The 18,717-nt window shown below is 56.8% G+C and carries 16 protein-coding genes; 9 read left to right on the forward strand and 7 right to left on the reverse strand.

Going from position 1 to position 18,717, the window contains the following annotated elements; translation table 11 throughout:
* Positions 1-58: 58 nt before the first annotated feature.
* From ACR0LY_RS03860 to ACR0LY_RS03870, 3 genes are all read right to left on the reverse strand, one after another.
* Positions 59-868: a glutamate racemase gene (locus ACR0LY_RS03860; RefSeq protein WP_170348600.1), complete on the reverse strand. Its 810-nt coding sequence runs from the start codon at positions 866-868 to the stop codon at positions 59-61.
* A gap of 8 nt (positions 869-876) precedes the next feature.
* The gene (locus ACR0LY_RS03865; RefSeq protein ID WP_170348599.1) at positions 877-1,755 is read right to left on the reverse strand and encodes a lysophospholipid acyltransferase family protein; all 879 of its coding nucleotides are present in this window, start codon (positions 1,753-1,755) and stop codon (positions 877-879) included.
* 81 nt (positions 1,756-1,836) lie between these two features.
* A complete protein-coding gene (locus ACR0LY_RS03870; protein WP_170348598.1) occupies positions 1,837-5,256 on the reverse strand; it encodes an indolepyruvate ferredoxin oxidoreductase family protein in 3,420 nt (1,139 codons plus the stop codon).
* A 169-nt stretch (positions 5,257-5,425) separates the two neighbouring features.
* Here ACR0LY_RS03870 and ACR0LY_RS03875 point away from each other — a divergent pair, with 169 nt between their 5' ends.
* The 6 genes from ACR0LY_RS03875 to grxD all read left to right on the forward strand — a co-directional run bounded on the left by ACR0LY_RS03875 (position 5,426) and on the right by grxD (position 12,461).
* Entirely contained in the window at positions 5,426-6,334 is a 909-nt protein-coding gene (locus ACR0LY_RS03875; RefSeq protein WP_170348597.1) for a LysR family transcriptional regulator, read from the forward strand.
* Positions 6,335-6,614: 280 nt separating this feature from the next.
* Complete coding sequence (locus ACR0LY_RS03880; protein WP_170348596.1) at positions 6,615-8,897, forward strand: mechanosensitive ion channel family protein; 2,283 nt, start codon at positions 6,615-6,617, stop codon at positions 8,895-8,897.
* A gap of 160 nt (positions 8,898-9,057) precedes the next feature.
* Positions 9,058-11,217 (forward strand): phosphoribosylformylglycinamidine synthase subunit PurL, encoded by a 2,160-nt coding sequence (gene purL / locus ACR0LY_RS03885; RefSeq protein WP_170348595.1) that lies wholly within the window; start codon positions 9,058-9,060, stop codon positions 11,215-11,217.
* Positions 11,218-11,352: 135 nt separating this feature from the next.
* Entirely contained in the window at positions 11,353-11,589 is a 237-nt protein-coding gene (locus ACR0LY_RS03890) for a BolA/IbaG family iron-sulfur metabolism protein (protein WP_170348594.1), read from the forward strand.
* A gap of 232 nt (positions 11,590-11,821) precedes the next feature.
* A complete protein-coding gene (locus ACR0LY_RS03895; RefSeq protein WP_170348593.1) occupies positions 11,822-12,112 on the forward strand; it encodes a hypothetical protein in 291 nt (96 codons plus the stop codon).
* Positions 12,099-12,461, forward strand: a complete 363-nt coding sequence (gene grxD / locus ACR0LY_RS03900; protein ID WP_170348592.1) for a Grx4 family monothiol glutaredoxin — start codon at positions 12,099-12,101, stop codon at positions 12,459-12,461. Before ACR0LY_RS03895 ends, grxD begins: the two co-directional genes overlap by 14 nt.
* Here the strand turns inward: grxD and ACR0LY_RS03905 are convergent, their stop codons facing one another.
* Genes ACR0LY_RS03905 through ACR0LY_RS03915 form a run of 3 tightly spaced genes read right to left on the reverse strand, consistent with a single transcriptional unit; the run spans position 12,462 to position 14,004 of the window.
* On the reverse strand, positions 12,462-12,815 hold the full coding sequence (locus ACR0LY_RS03905; protein WP_170348591.1) for an MliC family protein: 354 nt from the start codon (positions 12,813-12,815) through the stop codon (positions 12,462-12,464).
* Entirely contained in the window at positions 12,812-13,207 is a 396-nt protein-coding gene (locus ACR0LY_RS03910; RefSeq protein ID WP_170348590.1) for a cell division protein ZapA, read from the reverse strand. The genes ACR0LY_RS03905 and ACR0LY_RS03910 overlap by 4 nt, the downstream gene beginning before the upstream one ends.
* Complete coding sequence (locus tag ACR0LY_RS03915) at positions 13,207-14,004, reverse strand: hypothetical protein (protein ID WP_170348589.1); 798 nt, start codon at positions 14,002-14,004, stop codon at positions 13,207-13,209. Before ACR0LY_RS03915 ends, ACR0LY_RS03910 begins: the two co-directional genes overlap by 1 nt.
* Positions 14,005-14,238: 234 nt before the next feature.
* On the opposite strand from ACR0LY_RS03915, the gene tkt reads away from it, so the two are divergent.
* On the forward strand, positions 14,239-16,263 hold the full coding sequence (tkt, locus tag ACR0LY_RS03920; RefSeq protein WP_170348588.1) for a transketolase: 2,025 nt from the start codon (positions 14,239-14,241) through the stop codon (positions 16,261-16,263).
* A 57-nt stretch (positions 16,264-16,320) separates the two neighbouring features.
* Here the strand turns inward: tkt and ACR0LY_RS03925 are convergent, their stop codons facing one another.
* Complete coding sequence (locus tag ACR0LY_RS03925; protein ID WP_170348587.1) at positions 16,321-17,283, reverse strand: DUF808 domain-containing protein; 963 nt, start codon at positions 17,281-17,283, stop codon at positions 16,321-16,323.
* 181 nt (positions 17,284-17,464) lie between these two features.
* On the opposite strand from ACR0LY_RS03925, the gene gap reads away from it, so the two are divergent.
* Complete coding sequence (gap, locus tag ACR0LY_RS03930) at positions 17,465-18,466, forward strand: type I glyceraldehyde-3-phosphate dehydrogenase (RefSeq protein WP_170348586.1); 1,002 nt, start codon at positions 17,465-17,467, stop codon at positions 18,464-18,466.
* Between the two features lie 71 nt (positions 18,467-18,537).
* The gene (locus ACR0LY_RS03935; protein WP_170348585.1) at positions 18,538-18,681 is read left to right on the forward strand and encodes a hypothetical protein; all 144 of its coding nucleotides are present in this window, start codon (positions 18,538-18,540) and stop codon (positions 18,679-18,681) included.
* Positions 18,682-18,717: the final 36 nt, after the last annotated feature.

Raw genomic sequence — 18,717 nt, forward strand, 5'->3', positions numbered from 1 at the left:
CCGCCGATGTGACGGTCTTCGAATAAAGGAGAGTGTGCAGCAGCGTCCTTGACCTAAGTCAGGCGGCCTCGAACGAAATTTGTCGTCGGAGGAACTGCGTCGCCCGGTCGCTGACAAAATCTGGCTTTCCTGTCGTCAAGAAGCCGCCCTTGCCTTCACCCTGCATGTTGGGGTGACGTTGAAGGTAATCCCTAAGGCTTTCAGCAACCAAGGCGCCCTGACTGTAAACCTGAACATCCGGGCCCAAGGCGGCCTGAAAGGTTTCCGCCATCAACGGGTAATGCGTGCAACCCAGAATGGCTGCTTGCGGTTCTGGCATTTTCCGTTTCAGCGCATCAACATGGCTGCGTACCAGTGCCTCGGCCAAGATCATGTCGCCGTCTTCGATGGCATCAACCACGCCGCCGCACGCTTGCGCCTCGACGTCTACGCCGATGGCTCGAAACGCCAGCTCTCGCTGGAAGGCTCGGCTAGACACCGTTGCGGGCGTGGCAAACAAAGCAACGTGCTTTACGGCAACCTCACGCGGAGGGCTGTTGTCGCCCCACTGCCGCTCAGTCAATGCCTCGATCAAGGGCACGAAGACGCCTAAGACACGCTTGCCAGCAGGCACACTCTCTTCCTGCATCCGACGCAGCGCGGCGGCGCTGGCGGTGTTACAGGCCAGAATCACCAGATCGCAGCCACGGTCCCACAAGTTGTAAACAGCGTGCCGTGTCAGATCATAGATATTCTCGGCGTCCCGCACGCCATAGGGCGCATGCGCGCTGTCCGCAAAGTACAGAAAATCCACGTCCGGCAGACGTTTCTGCGCGGCGTCAAGAACGGTTAAACCGCCCAAACCAGAATCAAAAATGCCTACTGCCATTAGCCTCTTTAGGCGCGATGCCGTTCCTCGAATTCATAGCCGTAATCATAAGATTTCAACGGCGTCGGGGACAGCTCATACGTGGCTTTGCGCAAGAAATCCATCATCTTGCGCGTATCCCTGGCCAATGGGTCCAGAACGTCGCGGCCGATGGGCTCTCCGATCACCACTTTGACAGGTGTATCCACGCGTTTTTTGAACTCTTTGATCAGCAGTCCCATGCGTAAAGTATTGTGCAAATGACTGGCGATCTGAAACAAGCGCGACGTGTGGCCGTCAAAGAAGACCGGCACTACAGTGGCGTTCGATTTGGCCACCATTCTTGCCGTGAACCCACGCCAGCCCGGATCCATCGGGTATGAAAAGGGTTTGAGCCCGGTGCTGACCGTACCACCCGGGAATATCCCGATGGCTCCGCCCTCGTCCAAATATTTCAACGCTGCTTTGCGCGTCTCAAGGTTCTGTCTCATCGCCTCTTTGGTTTCATCAAACGAAATCGGCAGGACGATCTTGTTCAGATCCTCGGCTTTGCGAAACACGTGATTGGCCAAAATTCGGAAATCGCCACGTGTCTGAGACAGGATGTGGCCCATCATCAACCCGTCCAGAATACCGTACGGATGATTGGCAATCAGAATCAGAGGCCCGGTCGTCGGAATATTCGTCAACGAACCGTCGACAATATCCAGCGACAGACCATAGCGACCCACCATGACCGACCAAAAGTCGCGCCCTTTGGCGACCTCTTTCTCATAACCGTCTGCGCGCTTGATCAGGCGCAAACGCCCAGTGGTGTTCTCCATCAGCTTGATCACCATCCGCCCCCCTTTGGTTGCGGCTGAATAGGCATAGGATATGTCACGAGCGATATGGCGGCGCGAGGGCATACGACTCTCCGAGAGTTTGCGGCCTGCAAGATAAGTATAAGCGGCAATTTTGCCTAGGTTTCGTGACAATCCCGTTACGGTTTATTCGGCGGCAGCGCGCAGCTCTGGCCCTCCGTTTCGTATGCTGGCCAGTAATTCCTCGCGCCGTTTGGCCGCCTTGGCCTCGTTGGCCTGCAACACCGGCCCGAACCCGCGAATGTCCAGCGGCAATTGCGCCAGCGCAATCACTGCGTCGCGGGTCTGAGGTGTAACAAGAGGTTTTATCTCATTGAGATCATTTTCATATTGCTTGATCAACGCGCGTTCCATCCGCCGTTCTGCACTGTAACCAAAAATATCCAGAGGTGTTCCCCGCAGTGACTTCAACCGCGTGAGCAGTTTCATCGGCTTCAAAATCCACTCACCGAAGGAACGTTTGCGCGGACGTCCGTCAGCACCAGTTCCGCCAAGGATGGGCGGGGCCAGGTGAAAGGTCATTTTGAAATCCCCGTCAAACTCGGCCACAGCTTTTTCGTGGCTGCCCAACATCAACCGGGCAACCTCGTATTCATCCTTGTATGACAACAACTTATGATAGCCTTTTGCCACGGCTTCGCGGATTGCTTCATCATCAAACATGTCCACCATTTTGCGATACCGTTTGGCCAACCGACCGCTTTGATACGCTGTCAGGTGCTGCGCACGATAGTCGATCTTTTGCTCCAAAGATCTTGGCATATCTGACACGTTAGGCTCTAAAATGCCTGCGACCTCTTGCGAGTGCAGAACCGCCCAACGCCCAATGTCAAAAGCACGCTTGTTGCGCTCGACGGCAGTTCCATTCAGTTCGATGGCCTGAATTACGGCATCATGGCTGATAGGCAACAAGCCCTTCTGCCAGGCCGCACCAAAAACCATCATGTTGGAATAGATCGAGTCGCCCATTACCGCGCGCGCCAGATCGGATGCGTCAAACAGTGAGACGTCATCCTTCAACCGCGCCTGCAAGGCCAGTTCGAGCCGGTCACCCGGAATACGGAAATCGGTATCGCGGGTGAAATCTCCGGTCACCGTCTCATGATTGTTGATCACGGCCCCGGTTTGACCCGCGCGCGTCAGACCCAGCGTCTTGGCCCCGGCAGAGACAACCAGATCGCCCCCGATCAGTGCATGTGCCTCACCTGTGGCAACACGAATGGCGCTGATATCCTCGGGCCGGTTTGCCAAGCGACAATGGATATGAACGGCACCACCTTTTTGAGCAAGGCCTGCCATCTCCATCATTCCGGCGCCTTTACCGTCGATCTGTGCCGCCTGTGCCAGGATCGCACCCAGTGTCACCACACCTGTGCCGCCAACACCAGTGATCACCACGTTATGTGTCCCTTTGATTTCAGGCAGCACTGGTTCAGGTAGATCCGGTAGATCGATATCGGTGGTTGCTTCCTTGCGGATTTTTGCGCCTTCCAAGGTTACGAACGACGGGCAAAACCCTTTGAGGCAAGAGAAATCCTTGTTGCAGCTTGATTGATCAATAGCCCGTTTACGACCGAACTCCGTCTCTTTCGGCACAATCGAGACGCAGTTCGATTGCACGCCGCAATCGCCGCATCCCTCGCAAATGTCGGTATTGATGAATACGCGCTTATCGGGGTCAGGAAACTCACCTCGTTTGCGCCGACGCCGTTTTTCGGCTGCGCAGGTTTGGATGTAGACGATGACCGAAACACCCTCGGTCTCGCGGAACTGTTCTTGTACCCGCATCAAATCCGCGCGCTCAAAGGTTTCCACACCAGCAGGCATCGCCTTGAAATTCACATCTTCCTTTTCATCATAGACTACGGCCACGTTCTGCACGCCCATAGCCTTGACCTCTGCAACAATCCGTTCCGCCGACAGTCCGCCCTCGTTTTCCTGGCCGCCGGTCATGGCAACCGCATCGTTGAACAGGATTTTGAAAGTGATGTTGGTGCCCGCAGCCAACGCCGCCCGGATCGCCTGCACACCGGAATGGTTATACGTCCCGTCACCAAGGTTCTGGAACACGTGCTTGGTGGTCGAAAATGGCGCTTCGCCGATCCAGTTTGCGCCCTCACCCCCCATCTGCGTGAACCCGGTGGTCTCGCGGTCCATCCATTGCACCATATAATGACAGCCAATACCCGCGTAGGCGCGACTGCCGTCGGGCAACCTGGTAGAACTGTTATGCGGACAGCCCGAACAGAAATACGGCAGACGAGTCGCGATTTCTTCGGCGTTGTCGGCTCGGCGGGCCTCGGACAGTTTGGCCAAACCGGCGCGGACGCCTTCTGTGTCGTGGCCCTCTTCGATCAGAATCTCACCCAGCTTCTCGGCGATCATATTCGGATCAAGCGCACCACGGGTCGGAAACAGTTCCTCGCGATGCAGAGTCCCGGCCCCACCCTTGTACCAGCCATAAACCCGGCGTCCGCGACGGTCGTCAAAGATGGCTTCTTTGACCTGAACCTCGATCAATTTTCGCTTTTCTTCAACGATAACAATCAGGTCCAGTCCCTCAGCCCAGTCGTGAAATCCAGTCATATCCAATGGGAAAGTCTGGCCGATTTTGTAGGTTGTGATCCCCAACCGTTCAGCCTCATCCGCGTCGATGTTCAGCAATGACATGGCATGGGACAGATCCAGCCAGTTCTTGCCGGCCGCGACAAACCCGATCTTGGCGCCGGGTTTGCCCCACACACGCTTGTCCATCTTGTTGGCGTGCGAGAACATCTCGGCCGCGAAACGTTTGTGGTCGATGATCCGCCCTTCTTGCAGGTGCGGCGTGTCGCCCAAACGTATGTTCAATCCGCCCTCGGGCATGTCGAACTCGGGCACGACAAGCTTCATCCGGTCAGCACTGCCATCAACGACCGACGTGACCTCAATCGTGTCCTTCATCGTCTTCAGGCCAACCCAAAGCCCCGAAAACCGGCTGAGCGCGAAACCGTAAACGCCATAGTCTAAAATCTCTTGCACACCCGCAGGGCTGACAATTGGCATGTACATATCAACCAAAGACCATTCCGACTGATGCAGAACGGTCGAGCTTTCGCCAGTATGGTCATCACCCATCGCCACCAGCACGCCGCCATGTTTGGCCGTACCCGCCATATTTGCGTGGCGCATCACGTCACCGGACCGGTCTACACCCGGCCCCTTGCCGTACCAGAGACCGAAAACACCATCGAACCGCCCATCCCCGCGCAGTCCAGCCTGCTGGCTGCCCCAAAGCGCTGTGGCGGCTAGGTCCTCGTTCAAACCGTACTGGAATGTGATGTCGCTTTCAGTCAGCTGTTTCTGTGCCCGCGTCATCTGTAGGTCCACCGCGCCCAGCGGTGAGCCGCGGTACCCGGTCACCAATCCAGCTGTATTCAGTCCTGCCTGCGTATCCCGGGACTTTTGCATCAGCATCAGGCGAACCAGCGCCTGCGTGCCGTTCAAAAGAATTGGATTCTTATCCAGATCGTAACGATCATTTAGCGATATTTGCGGCTGACTCATCAAACGCCTCCCCACGTCAGATCAGTGTGCTATATATTTCTACATTTTAGGTCATAAATTCTGACCTGCATAGGGTTTATCCCCTGAAACCTAAGGATTTCACCGTTTGAATGTAGAAGTTGCTACCTATTTCATATAGGCAGTTCGAAAGATAACGAAAGTTGCGGCGATGGATTGGGACAAGCTTAGAATATTTCACGCAGTTGCGGATGCAGGCAGCCTGACTCATGCGGGTGACAAGCTAAACTTGTCGCAATCGGCCGTCAGCCGACAGATCAGAGCGTTGGAAGAGTCGCTTGATTCGACGCTGTTCCACCGCCACGCGCGCGGGTTGATCCTGACAGAACAGGGCGAGTTGTTGTTTGACGCAACCTCGGCCATGACAAAACGTCTGGACGCTGCTGCTGCGCGCATTCGCGACAGCGAAGAAGAAGTGTTTGGCGTTCTGCGCGTCACAACTACGTACGGCTTTGGCACGCTTTGGCTGGCACCGCGCCTGCCGAAACTGTACGACCAGTTCCCCGATCTCAATATCGACCTGATGCTGGAAGAGCGCGTGCTAGACCTGCCCATGCGCGAGGCTGATGTCGCCATCCGCATGAAAGAGCCCAGCCAGGCCGATCTGGTCCGCAAACGCCTGATGACCGTGCAGATGCAGCTGTATGCGACGCAGGAATACATCGATACCCATGGCGGTATGCTGAAATCTTTGGACGAAATCAAAAATCACCGGCTGATCTGTCAGACACCTTCAGCACCGCAAGTTGGTGCGGGAGCTGCGATGGTGCGCCATCTGATGACGTACAATCCAGGATCCCTGCTGACCGTGAACAATTATTTTGGTGTGCTTCAGGGTGTGCTGCATAACTTGGGTATTGGCGTCCTGCCGGACTACGTTACCCAAGGGCTTCCCAATGTCGCGCCGATCCTGTCGGATATCGAAAGTGCGGATGTTCCCGTATACCTCGCCTATCCCGAGGAACTGCGCCATTCCAAGCGCGTCGCGGCCTTCCGTGACTTTGTTCAGGATGAGATCATAACGCAGCGCAAACAATTGAAGCAGATGGGAAAACTCTAGCTATGCACCACTGGCATAGCGGGGTTGATCAGCAATCATTCTGAAATCTCTTGATCGTTCACAAAGTGATCCCTAAATGAACTCTCGAAGGCGGTGATGCTGAAACGCTCATCATCTTCATACCTCCCTGTTGGACTACGGCCGAGCTTAGTGCTCGGCCTTTTTTTTGGCCATTCGGCAACGCGCGCTGTGTTCGGCTGGCAAAACATCTGGGAAACTCGGGCACTTAGACCTATGATCACGAAAAATTCACGAAGACTTGTGTTCGAGGACAGATTCGATGTTTCAGCCCCTTCGCCTTTTGTTGGCGATACTTTCCGTCATTTGCCTTTCAGGGCCGGTTCTTGCGCAGGATAGCGGATCGACCGGTTCCTCAACCACTATCAGCATTCCCGATGATCTGACGCCTGAACAGGTGGACGATCTGGTCGCGCGTATGTCTGACGATCAGGTCCGCGCTATTTTGCTTGAGCGTTTGGACGCGGTCGCTGAACAAAAGGCTGCCGAAGCAGAGGATCGCGAAGATCCCATCAAGGAAATCGGCGCAATTTGGGCGGCAATGGTGACGTCCTGGACGCAGGTCGTGGTCACGGTGCCGAATATATTCAGCGCTCAGGCCCATGCGGCCGAGAACTTTATAAGCACATTCGGATCAAGCGGCGCTCTTACGCTGATGGGTTTGATTCTGAGCGTTTTGATTGCAGGCTACATTGCGGAAAAGCTTTTCTACCTGCTCACCAACAGATGGCACAGTCAAGCAAGTGCGACCGAGGAAAGTGACCTTTGGGGTGCGGTAAGCTTCCTGTTTCGCCGCTTTTGCCGCGAGATTGCTGGGCTAGTTGTTTTTTATGTCGTGATCCGCGCCTTGGGACGCGGATTGTTGACGCCTGAACAACTGACCTACGCCGCACCTTTCGTCCTTTACCTGATCTGGGTTCCACGCCTTGGCGCGGCTGCCTCGCGGTTCATACTGGCCCCGAACCAACCCCAATATCGGCTGGTCAACATTGACGACCACTGGGCAAAATACCTGCACCGTAATCTGATCGGGCTGTTGATCCTGATCGGGTTGACGTTGTTCATTATCCATTTCAACGAATTAAACGGCATCACCGGGCGTGAAACCCGGATCGGGTTCTGGCTGAACGGTGCAATCCACATCTATATCGGAGTGATTGCCTGGAAAGCCCGTGAAGGCCTGTCCCAGATGATGCTGGGGACAGACCCGGACCACACCAAGTTCGACGAGGAAGTCGCTCATTATTACCCATATTTCGCCATCGGCGTATCTGCGGTGATCTGGCTACTTGTCGAGTTCCTGGCTGCCCAGCGCGACCCGATGTTGCGCGCCTTGTTGCTGCAGGGTGCACATTTCACCACCATGTTCTGGCTGCTGATTGCACCCGCGCTTGATACGCTGATACGTGGTTTGGTGCGCCATCTGCAGCCACCCATGCAGGGCGAAGGCCCGGTTGCCGAAAAGGCGTATAAATCGACCAAGCGCAGCTATATTCGCATTGGACGGGTATTGGCTGGCATTCTGGTCATCTTGATGATCGCCAACGCGTGGGACCTTGATCTTCGGGAAATCGCGGGCGGAGGTGATGAATCCGGCAGCAAGGTGATCCAGTTCTTTATCATTATCGCCGTTGGGTACATCCTTAATGAGCTTGTGTCGCTTTGGGTCAATCGCCGTCTGGCCAAAGAACAAGCAGCCGATCAAAGCCCGGATGAAGAGGCTGGCGAAGGTGGTGGCTCGGGCGGGTCACGATTGGCCACCGTCCTGCCCCTGCTGCGTGTGACCGCTCAGGTCGCTATCGCGGTCATCTTTGTGCTGCTGGCGCTTGGGGCGTTGGGGATCAACATCACCCCCCTGCTGGCCGGTGCTGGTGTCCTGGGTCTGGCCATTGGTTTTGGCGCACAAAAGCTGGTGGCCGATATCGTGGGCGGTATCTTCTTCCTGGTCGATGACGCCTTCCGTGTTGGAGAATACGTGGATGTCGGCGGCACCACCGGTACGGTCGAAAAAATCTCGATCCGTTCAATGCAACTGCGCCATCACCGCGGGCCGGTTCACACTATTCCCTACGGTGAGATTCAAAAGCTGACCAACTACAGCCGCGACTGGGTCATCATGAAGCTGAAATTCACCGTGCCCTTCGACACCGACCCCAACAAGGTCAAGAAGATCTTTAAGAAGATCGGTGCCGAGATGATGGAGGACGAAACCCATAAGGACGGCTTCCTGCAACCCTTCAAGTCGCAGGGCGTGTTTGATTTTGACGACGTTGGCATGATCATCCGCGGCAAATTCATGGCCAAGCCAGGCAAGCAGTTCACCCTGCGCAAGGAAATCTTCAACCGGGTGAAGGCCGCGTTCAAAGAAAATGGCATCGACTTTGCCCGCCGCGAGGTACGCGTTGCGATCCCCGGTCTGGATGACGCGGACAATCTGAGCGAAGAACAAAAGGCCGCTATTGGCGCAGCTGCCGGAGAGGCCGCCAACCAACAAGCGGAACAGCAAGGTCAGAAGCCGGGTTCCGAACACGGTGCTCCGAAATAGCACTTTGACACTGCAAACAGCACAAAGGCCGCCCTCGAGGCGGCCTTTTTTGATCGGATCGCCAAGCGAAACCCGCCAACCCCGGTCTTAACCCTTTCCACCGACGCGCCCTTGCCCTAAAAGGCGCGCAATCTCGGCCACCTTGAAAACAGGACAGACGATGCAAGAGCCCGCCATCACACCGGATCTGATTGCCGCCCACGGACTGAAGCCCGACGAATACGACATGATCCTTGAGATCATCGGTCGCGAGCCGACCTTTACCGAACTGGGCATCTTTTCCGCCATGTGGAATGAGCATTGCTCGTACAAATCCTCGAAAAAGTGGCTGCGCACCCTGCCTACTTCGGGCCCTCAGGTGATCTGTGGTCCGGGTGAAAATGCTGGGGTCGTTGATATCGGAGACGGACAAGCTGTTGTTTTCAAAATGGAAAGCCACAATCACCCGTCATACATCGAACCCTATCAGGGTGCTGCGACCGGTGTTGGCGGCATCCTGCGCGATGTTTTCACCATGGGCGCGCGGCCCATTGCGTCAATGAATGCCCTGTCCTTTGGCGAACCCGGCCATCACAAGACCCGTCAGCTGGTCAATGGCGTCGTCGAAGGCATTGGCGGTTACGGTAACTGCTTTGGTGTGCCCTGCGTCGGCGGCGAAGTGCGATTCCATCCCGCCTATAACGGCAACTGCCTTGTGAACGCCTTTGCCGCAGGTCTGGCCGACAGTGACAAGATTTTCTACTCGGCAGCGTCCGGTGTTGGCATGCCCGTCGTCTATCTGGGTGCCAAAACCGGTCGTGACGGCGTTGGCGGCGCAACCATGGCCTCGGCCGAGTTTGACGACACGATCGAAGAAAAACGCCCCACCGTTCAGGTTGGCGACCCCTTCACCGAAAAGCGCCTGATGGAGGCGACGCTGGAACTGATGCAGACCGGTGCCGTGATCTCAATCCAGGACATGGGTGCGGCGGGTCTGACCTGTTCCGCCGTTGAAATGGGCGACAAAGGTGGTCTGGGCGTGCGCCTCGATCTGGAGAACGTCCCTCAGCGCGAAGAGGATATGACAGCGTACGAGATGATGCTGTCTGAGTCTCAGGAACGCATGCTGATGGTCCTGAAGCCTGAGCTTGAGGCAGAAGCCCGCGCCGTGTTCGAGAAATGGGATCTGGATTTTGCCATTGTCGGCGAGACCATCGCCGAAGATCGCTTCCTGATTGTCCATAACGGCGAGGTTAAAGCCGATCTTGTGCTGTCGAAGCTGTCTTCCACCGCACCGGAATACGACCGCCCGTGGGAGCTTACGCCCGAAGCCGAAGAACTGGCCGAGGTCCCGCAGATCGACCCGATCGACGGCCTGCGCGCCCTCCTCGCTTCGCCGAACTATGCGGGCAAGCAATGGGTGTACGAACAATACGACACCATGGTCATGGCCGACACCGCGCGCACGCCGGGTCTGGGTGCGGGCATGGTTCGCGTGCATGGCACAGACAAGGCATTGGCCTTCACCAGCGATGTCACCCCCCGCTATGTGCGCGCCAACCCGGTTGAGGGTGGCAAGCAGGCCGTCGCCGAAGCGTACCGCAACCTGACTGCCGTTGGGGCAAAACCACTGGCCACCACCGACAACCTGAATTTCGGAAACCCCGAAAAGCCCGAGATCATGGGCCAGTTTGTTGGCGCAATTCAGGGTATCGGCGCTGCGGTCGCCGCGCTGGACATGCCCATCGTGTCGGGCAACGTGTCGCTGTATAATGAGACCGACGGTCAAGCGATCCTGCCTACCCCGACCATTGGCGCGGTTGGCCTGTTGGACCACACCGACGAAATCATCGGTAACGAGGTCCGCGAAGGCCACGTCGCGCTGGTCATCGGCGAAACAAATGGGCATCTGGGTCAGTCGGCTCTTCTGGCCGAAGTGTTCAACCGCGAAGACGGCGACGCGCCGCATGTCGATCTCGACGCCGAAAAGCGCAATGGTGAGTTTATCCGCGCCAATCGCGAGATGATCAAAGCCTGCACAGATCTGGGTGATGGTGGTCTGGCCCTTGCGGCTTTCGAACTGGCCGAAGCCGCAGGCGTTGGCGTTCACCTCGACGAAGCCTCGACCGAGTTTTTGTTTGGCGAAGATCAGGCCCGATATCTGGTTGCCTGCAACTTTGACCAGGCCGAGGCGTTGATGATCGCAGCAGGTCAGGCCGGTGTTCCACTGGTCTCGGTCGGTCGCTTTACTGGTGACGCCGTCAAGGTCGGCAATTCCGAGGCCCCTCTGGCCGAGTTGACGGACACGTTCCGCGACAGCTTTGCCGCCGCTGTGGCCTAATCATAGCTTGGAACTTATTCGCAAAACCTGTGCCCACACCGGCGCAGGTTTTGTCGTTTCAAGCCAACCATCACACCCTTGCACGCCCCGCCCCGGCGCTCTACATCTTGGGAAAGACCTTCAGGAGTTACCTACATGCCGATGAGCACCCACGAAATCGAACACTTGCTTCGCGAAGCCTTTCCGGATGCGGAAATTCAGGTCGGCGGGCATGACGGCGTGCATATGTCCGCCATGGTCGTGGACGAAAGCTTTCGCGGGAAAAACCGGGTGCAGCAACAACGCGCGGTCTATGCTGCGTTGAAAGGCAAAATGGACGGCCCGGATGGAGAATTACACGCGTTGGCGCTGACGACGAAAGTGCCTGAATGACGATCACGTTCTGGATTTACACGATTTGCGGTTTACTGGCATGTGCCGGTTTCGTGTTGATTCTGAAATCAACTTTCGGCAAATCCCGATACAAACAGAAACGCGGCGCAACACCCAGCCAGAACGCAAGCTTAGTTGCGTCTACAACAGACACGGGTAAAGGCGGTGGCGTTAGTGCAATGCCGATACCTCGAGATCCTCAGCAATATACTAAAGCAATGTCCCCGAAAAAATGAACGGTTGGCTATTCTGGATAGGTGTACTCGCAGCATTGATAGTTGCCGCCGCGCTGATCGAAGCCTATGTGAAACGCAATCGGAAACGTAAGCTCGCTGATATGCGTCCGGACCCGGACAAGATCAGCAAGGTTGGCGGCATAGAAAGATACGGGCTGGATCCGCTGGCCCTGGCGCAAGCCGAACACCGACGGTTGGAGGAAGAAGGATGGACCTCTGACCCGTCACAGAATGAAACGACCGCCCCGGATGCGGGTGAAAAGGACAAGCAAGATGAGCGACGTTAAGACCCAAATCGACGAAACCGTCAAAGCCAATGATGTTGTGCTGTACATGAAAGGCACGAAGGACATGCCGCAGTGCGGGTTTTCGTCCCGTGTGGCCGGTGTACTGAACTATATGGGTGTGGATTTCACTGACGTGAACGTTCTGGCCGATGAAGACGTGCGTCAGGGCATCAAGGATTATTCCGACTGGCCGACCGTGCCTCAGCTGTACGTCAAAGGCGAGTTCGTTGGTGGCTGCGATATCATCACCGAGATGACCCTTTCTGGCGAGTTGGACACGCTGTTTGACGACAACGGTGTCGGCTATAACAAAGAAGCAGCCGACAAGATCCGCGAAGCAAACGCTTGATCAGCGGCTGACGCAATTATCCAGAATGACCTGCTCACTGGCGGCATCCGATCCTGTCGCCAGAAAGCTCACCGTTGCGTCCCATCCTTTTGAGCGCAGGATGTACGTCCCTGTCCCTCCGTTGGATTCATAGCGTATGCCGGAACCGCTTTGGACCTGACGCAGAGTGACCAATTGGTTATCCACCATCATTGCTGCTGCACTCGACCCGTCCGGCGCGTTGAAATAGGCCACTTCCAATGGCACGCCGTTCTGGCATGTGAATGTCACTGGCAGAATGTCGATCTCAGCCCAAGCCAAGCCACCGGGCAAAGCAAATGCCACGGCGCAGGCGACCGTCTTTACAGAGTTCATCCCGCTGACTTCTCCTCGATCACGGATGCCAAGGCTTCGGCCCGCGCGGCTATTTCCGCCAGCGTGTCCGTCACTGACGGAGGTACCACGGCCACCTCGATACGCTCAGGCTCGGGCTGTGGCATGTTTCTGAGGGTTCGAAGCTCGGTCTCAACCTCGGCCAGCTTTGCCTTGAGCGCCTTGATCTTGTCATCGGTTCCGGCGGCCTTGTCGGCCAGCATCAGCCCGGCCATCAGCAGCATCCGTGATTCTGGCATGCGCCCGATCTGATCGGACAAAACTTGCGCCTCGTCATCCAGCAATTTGGCAGCCGAATGCAGGAACGCCTCTTCCCCCTCCTGGCACGAGACATCAAAGCCGCGGCCACCGATTTGAATAGTCAATTCGGGCATTATTCAACCTCTCCTTCTGCCAGTTTCGCCTTCGACAGCAACGGCTCTAACCGCGCCAGAACTGCGTGCGCTTCGGCAGCGTCGGTTGCTTGTGCGGCGCGCGTCGCCTCAAGTTCGGCCACTGTTGCGCGGTTAAGCAGATCAGCATCCGGCACGCCGTCTTCGGCGGCGGCGCGCAGTTCATCCACCGATTGCCGCAACTGTTCATTCGCCTTGCGCATGCGTTGCAGATCGTCATCCAGACGGGACATCGCCGCCCCGTGACTGGATCGCTCAGCGCGCAACATATCCAGCTCGGCGCTCAACTCGGCGACGCGTTCGCTGTCCGCCAGTTCAGACCGCAGGCGCGCGTTTTCGGCTTCGACACCCTGTGTCGCAGCCGCGGCGGCCTTGAGCTGAGCATTTTCGGCCTTTAGCGCCTCAACCTCATCCTGATTTTCCAGCGCGGCCTTAGCCGCGGCCAACTCGGCGCGGGCGGCCTCAACCGAGGCCAGTTTTGCCTGCGCCTCTGCCAATTGTTCGCGCAATGCTCCGTTTTCCGGGCTTTCAACGGGCGTGGTTCGCAGCCTTTCCATGTCCGATCGCATGGCGTCGACTTCTAGTTCGTGGCGCTCTTTCAGCGATTTCAGACGTTCTTCCAACTGCGCATTGGCGACACGTTCATCATCCAATGCCGTCCGCAGAGCGTCATCTGCACCACCGCTGACCGGAGACGTATCCCGCAGCGTATCGACGCCGGTCCCTATCCGATCCATTGCAGCAACAATACGGCGATGTAATTCTTCGATCTGGCTCATGCCCCTGCCACCTCTTAACCAAGGTTCCTTGTATCGCGGATAGTCCGAATCAATATCATCCACGTCTTGCCCTAGTCTAACCTAACGAGGCGGAAAATACCCACTGTTTGCTTTCAACAACTTGGGCAGCTTTCTTGAACCACTACCTCATCAGAAATCCCGGTTCTACTTGCACTTTGGAGGCTGGATGGTATTGAGCGCCACATCTGCCTGTAATCCAAAGGAACAACGCCCGTGGACCTGACTGCGCTGCGCAATGCAAACCCCGAACACTGGGACAAAGCTGCGGCCATCCGCACCCTGACCCTTGACGCCGTCGCCGCCGCCAATTCCGGCCATTCCGGTATGCCGATGGGCATGGCCGACGTTGCGACCGTGCTGTTCGAAAAGCACCTGAAATTCGACGCCTCGGCCCCGAATTGGCCTGACCGCGACCGGTTTATCCTGTCGGCGGGTCACGGTTCGATGCTGATCTATTCGCTGCTGTATTTGACCGGCCACGGCGACGTGACCCTTGAGGAAATCAAGAACTTCCGCCAGTTGGGTGCAAAGACAGCCGGTCACCCGGAGAACTTCCTGGTTGATGGCATCGAAACCACGACCGGCCCGCTGGGCCAAGGCATCTCGAACGCTGTGGGCTTTGCCATGGCCGAAGAAATCCAGCGCGCGCATTACGGCAAGAAGGTTGTGGATCACTATACCTATGTGATCGCCGGCGACGGCTGCCTGATGGAAGGCGTCAGCCAAGAGGCAATCACCTTGGCCGGTCGTCATGAGCTGAGCAAGCTGATCGTCTTCTGGGACAACAACAACATCACAATCGACGGCACCGTCGATATGGCTGATCGCACCGATCAGGTGCGCCGTTTCGCAGCCTCGGGCTGGCACGTGATCGAGATTGACGGGCATGATCCGCAAGCCATCGACACAGCCATCGTACAGGCGAAGAAGTCGAATAAACCGACCATGATTGCCTGCGAAAGCCACATCGCTTTGGGTCACGCAGCTCAGGATACCTCGAAAGGTCACGGTGCGCTGACCGATCAGGACCAACTGAAGGCTGCGAAAGAAGGCTATGGCTGGCCGCATGACGCGTTCCATGTACCCGCCGAAGTGAAATCCGCATGGGAGGCCATCGGTTCCCGCGGCGTCGCCGAGCGTACGGCTTGGGAAGAACGTTTCGCGCAGTTGTCCGAACGCAAGCAAGCCGAATTCAACCGCGCCTATGCGTTTGAAGCGCCCAAAAAACTGGCCGGTGCGATCCGCGCGTTCAAAAAGCAGATCTCGGAAGATCAGCCGAAACTGGCAACTCGGGCGTCGTCCGAAAAGGTTCTGAATGTCGTGAACCCGATCATGACCGAAACCGTGGGCGGTTCGGCTGACCTGACCGGGTCGAACAACACCAAATCAGCTGATATGGGTGTCTTCCTGCCGGAAAATCGTAAGGGTCGTTACATCCATTACGGAATCCGCGAACACGGTATGGCTGCAGCAATGAACGGTATGGCCCTGCACGGCGGCATTCGCCCTTATGGCGGCACGTTCATGGCATTCACCGACTATGCCCGCCCGTCCATGCGCCTGGCGGCGCTTATGAAAGTTCCCAGCGTCTTTGTAATGACCCACGACTCAATCGGTCTGGGCGAAGACGGCCCGACCCACCAGCCGGTCGAGCATCTGGCAATCTCGCGCGCGACCCCGAACACCTATGTGTTCCGCCCCGCAGATTCTGTGGAAACCGCCGAAGCGTGGGAACTAGCACTGACGTTCAAGGACAGCCCCTCCGTTCTGTCGCTGACCCGTCAGGGCGTTCCGACCGTACGCACGGAACACAAAGCCAAGAACCTGACCGCGCAAGGTGCATATGTGCTGGCTGATGCCGAAGGCAAACGTCAGGCCATCCTGATCGCAACGGGTTCCGAGGTTTCTTTGGCTATGGAAGCCAAAGCGATGCTTGAGGCTGAAGGCATTGGTACTCGCGTCGTGTCCATGCCCTGTATGGAGTTGTTCGCACAGCAGGACGAAGCCTATCGCAAGCGCGTTCTACCCGGTGGTCCGGTCCGCGTCGGTATCGAAGCCGCCGTTCGCGTCGGTGGCTGGGATCGCTGGCTATTGGGTGAGCGTGGCCGCGAAGCCAAGGCCGGCTTCATCGGTATGTCCAGCTTCGGCGCGTCCGCTCCAGCGAATGAGCTGTACAAGCATTTTGGCATCACTGCCGAGGCGACCGTTGCTAAGGTCAAGAAATTGCTGGGACTGTAATCCAGCACACGAAGAATAAGGCAAAGGGCGGCATCAACCGCCCTTTTTATTTTTATTTCAATGTGTTGCGGCCTTCTTTGATAGCAATGGCCCGATCACCTTGGTGGCTACAGGGATCAGAACAAAGCCCCACGCCAGACCAAACACACCATCCATTGTTGCTTTGGAAATCCATTCGACAGCCCCTACCCAGCCGTCTGACACGGAATGCCCAATCGCATATGCCCAGTCGTGGATGTGATGGCCCAGCCAGCCGAAGCCCAGAACTTCCATCCCATGAATGATGATCGACCCGCCGACCCACAGCATCGCCGCAGTCCCAACAATAGACAGGGTCTTCATCACACCGGGCATTGCCTTGACCAATCCACGCCCCAGCCCGCGCCCGACAGGTGTCGGGGCATTGTTTGCCAGAAACAATCCGACATCATCCATCTTCACGATCAACGCGACCGAGCCATAGACGGCCACCGTCACCCCGATGCCCACAACCGCCAGAGTCGCCGCCTGCATCCACAGATTCGGCGCCTCGATCGCGGCCAGTGCGATGGTCATGATTTCGGCGGACAGGATGAAATCCGTTTTGATCGCACCTTTGACTTTCTGCTCCTCTAGATGACCAGGGTCGCGCACGTTCATGTCTTCATCAATGGCATGGCTGCCATGTGGAAACAGAACATGAAATATCTTTTCAGCCCCCTCGAAGCATAAGTAAGACCCACCGATCATAAGCAGCGGCGTAATAAGCCAGGGCGCAAAATTGGCCAGCAAAAGGGCCACAGGCAGCAACAGCACGATCTTGTTGAATACCGATCCACGCGCAATCCGCCAGATGATTGGCAACTCGCGCGCAGGCGCAAAACCCTGAACGTATTTCGGAGTGACGGCTGCATCGTCAATAATCACCCCTGCCGTCTTGGCCCCGGCCTTTCCCGCCGCCGCCACCACGTCGTCCACCGACGCCGCTGCAACCTTGGCGATCCCCGCCACGTCATCCAAAAGAGCCAAAAGACCGCTCATCGCGCTACCTTTCCTGTCACCTGCCGCCTCAGGAACCTACCCAATCTTACAGCCAGTGCAAGCGTTAGCGCAATCGCACGAAGTTTGCGCTAACACATTAAAAATATGCCGCTTTTGCTCTTTTGAGATTCACCAATCGCGGCTATATGGCCTGCAAGGCAAGCGCATTTGGAGACGTCACATGACCATAAAGGTCGGCATCAATGGTTTTGGCCGCATCGGCCGCTGCACCCTGTCGCATATCGCTGCGTCAGGCCGGAACGATATCGAAGTCATCAAGGTCAACGCGACCGGGCCGCTGGAAACTTCGGCTCATCTGCTGAAATACGACAGCGTTCATGGACGGTTTCCGCGCGACATCGCCATCAATGGCAACACCATGGATCTGGGCCGCGGCCCGATGGAGATGTTCTCGACCTACGACATGAACGAGCTGGATTGGGAAGGCTGCGACGTCGTTCTGGAATGCACCGGCAAATTCAATGACGGCACCAAGGCGAAAACGCACCTCGAGCGTGGCGCCGGCAAGGTTCTGTTGTCCGCACCGGGCAAGAACGTCGACAAAACTATCGTGTTTGGTGTGAACCACAACACGCTGACCGCCAACGACAACATGGTCTCGAATGGGTCTTGCACCACGAACTGCCTTGCTCCGCTTGCCAAGGTTCTGGACGAAGGTGTCGGCATCGAAAACGGCATCATGACCACGATCCACGCCTATACTGGCGACCAGCCGACCCTGGATCGCCGTCACAGCGATCTGTATCGCGCCCGTGCCGCTGCCATGTCGATGATCCCGACATCGACCGGAGCTGCGAAAGCACTGGGTGAGGTTCTGCCGAACCTGAAAGGCCGTCTGGACGGTTCCGCCATCCGCGTACCTACCCCGAACGTGTCGGCGGTGGACCTGACTTTCCGCTCATCGCGCGAAGTGACTGTCGAAGAGGTCAATGAAATCGTTCGCGAAGCCGCGCTTGGCCCGATGCAGCGCGTTCTGGGTTATGAACCCGCGCCGCTGGTTTCGACCGATTTCAACCACACCGAAGAAAGCTCGATCTTTGCGCCGGAACAAACCCGCGTTGTAGACGGTCGCCTTGTCCGGGTTCTGGCCTGGTACGACAACGAATGGGGCTTCTCGGTTCGCATGGCCGATGTCGCCGTTGCCATGGGTCGGCTTAACTAAGACCGGTTTGAAATCTTGAACATTTTTGCCCGCTCAGGTTATCTGGGCGGGCATTTTCGTTCGGGGCCGCTATGACCAACCAAATCGCTATCTGGCTTGGCCTCTTGATCCTTGGAGGGTTGATTCTGGACTACGCCATCTTTGGACCCGAACATTTAGTTTTCCTCGGGAAAAAGCTTTACGCCTTTCTGGATTGGTTGGCTTTCTGGCGCTGACAGAGGTTTTGCTTGACTTTTCCGCTCATCTGGCTT

This window comes from Ruegeria sp. BC5, from assembly GCF_056539205.1.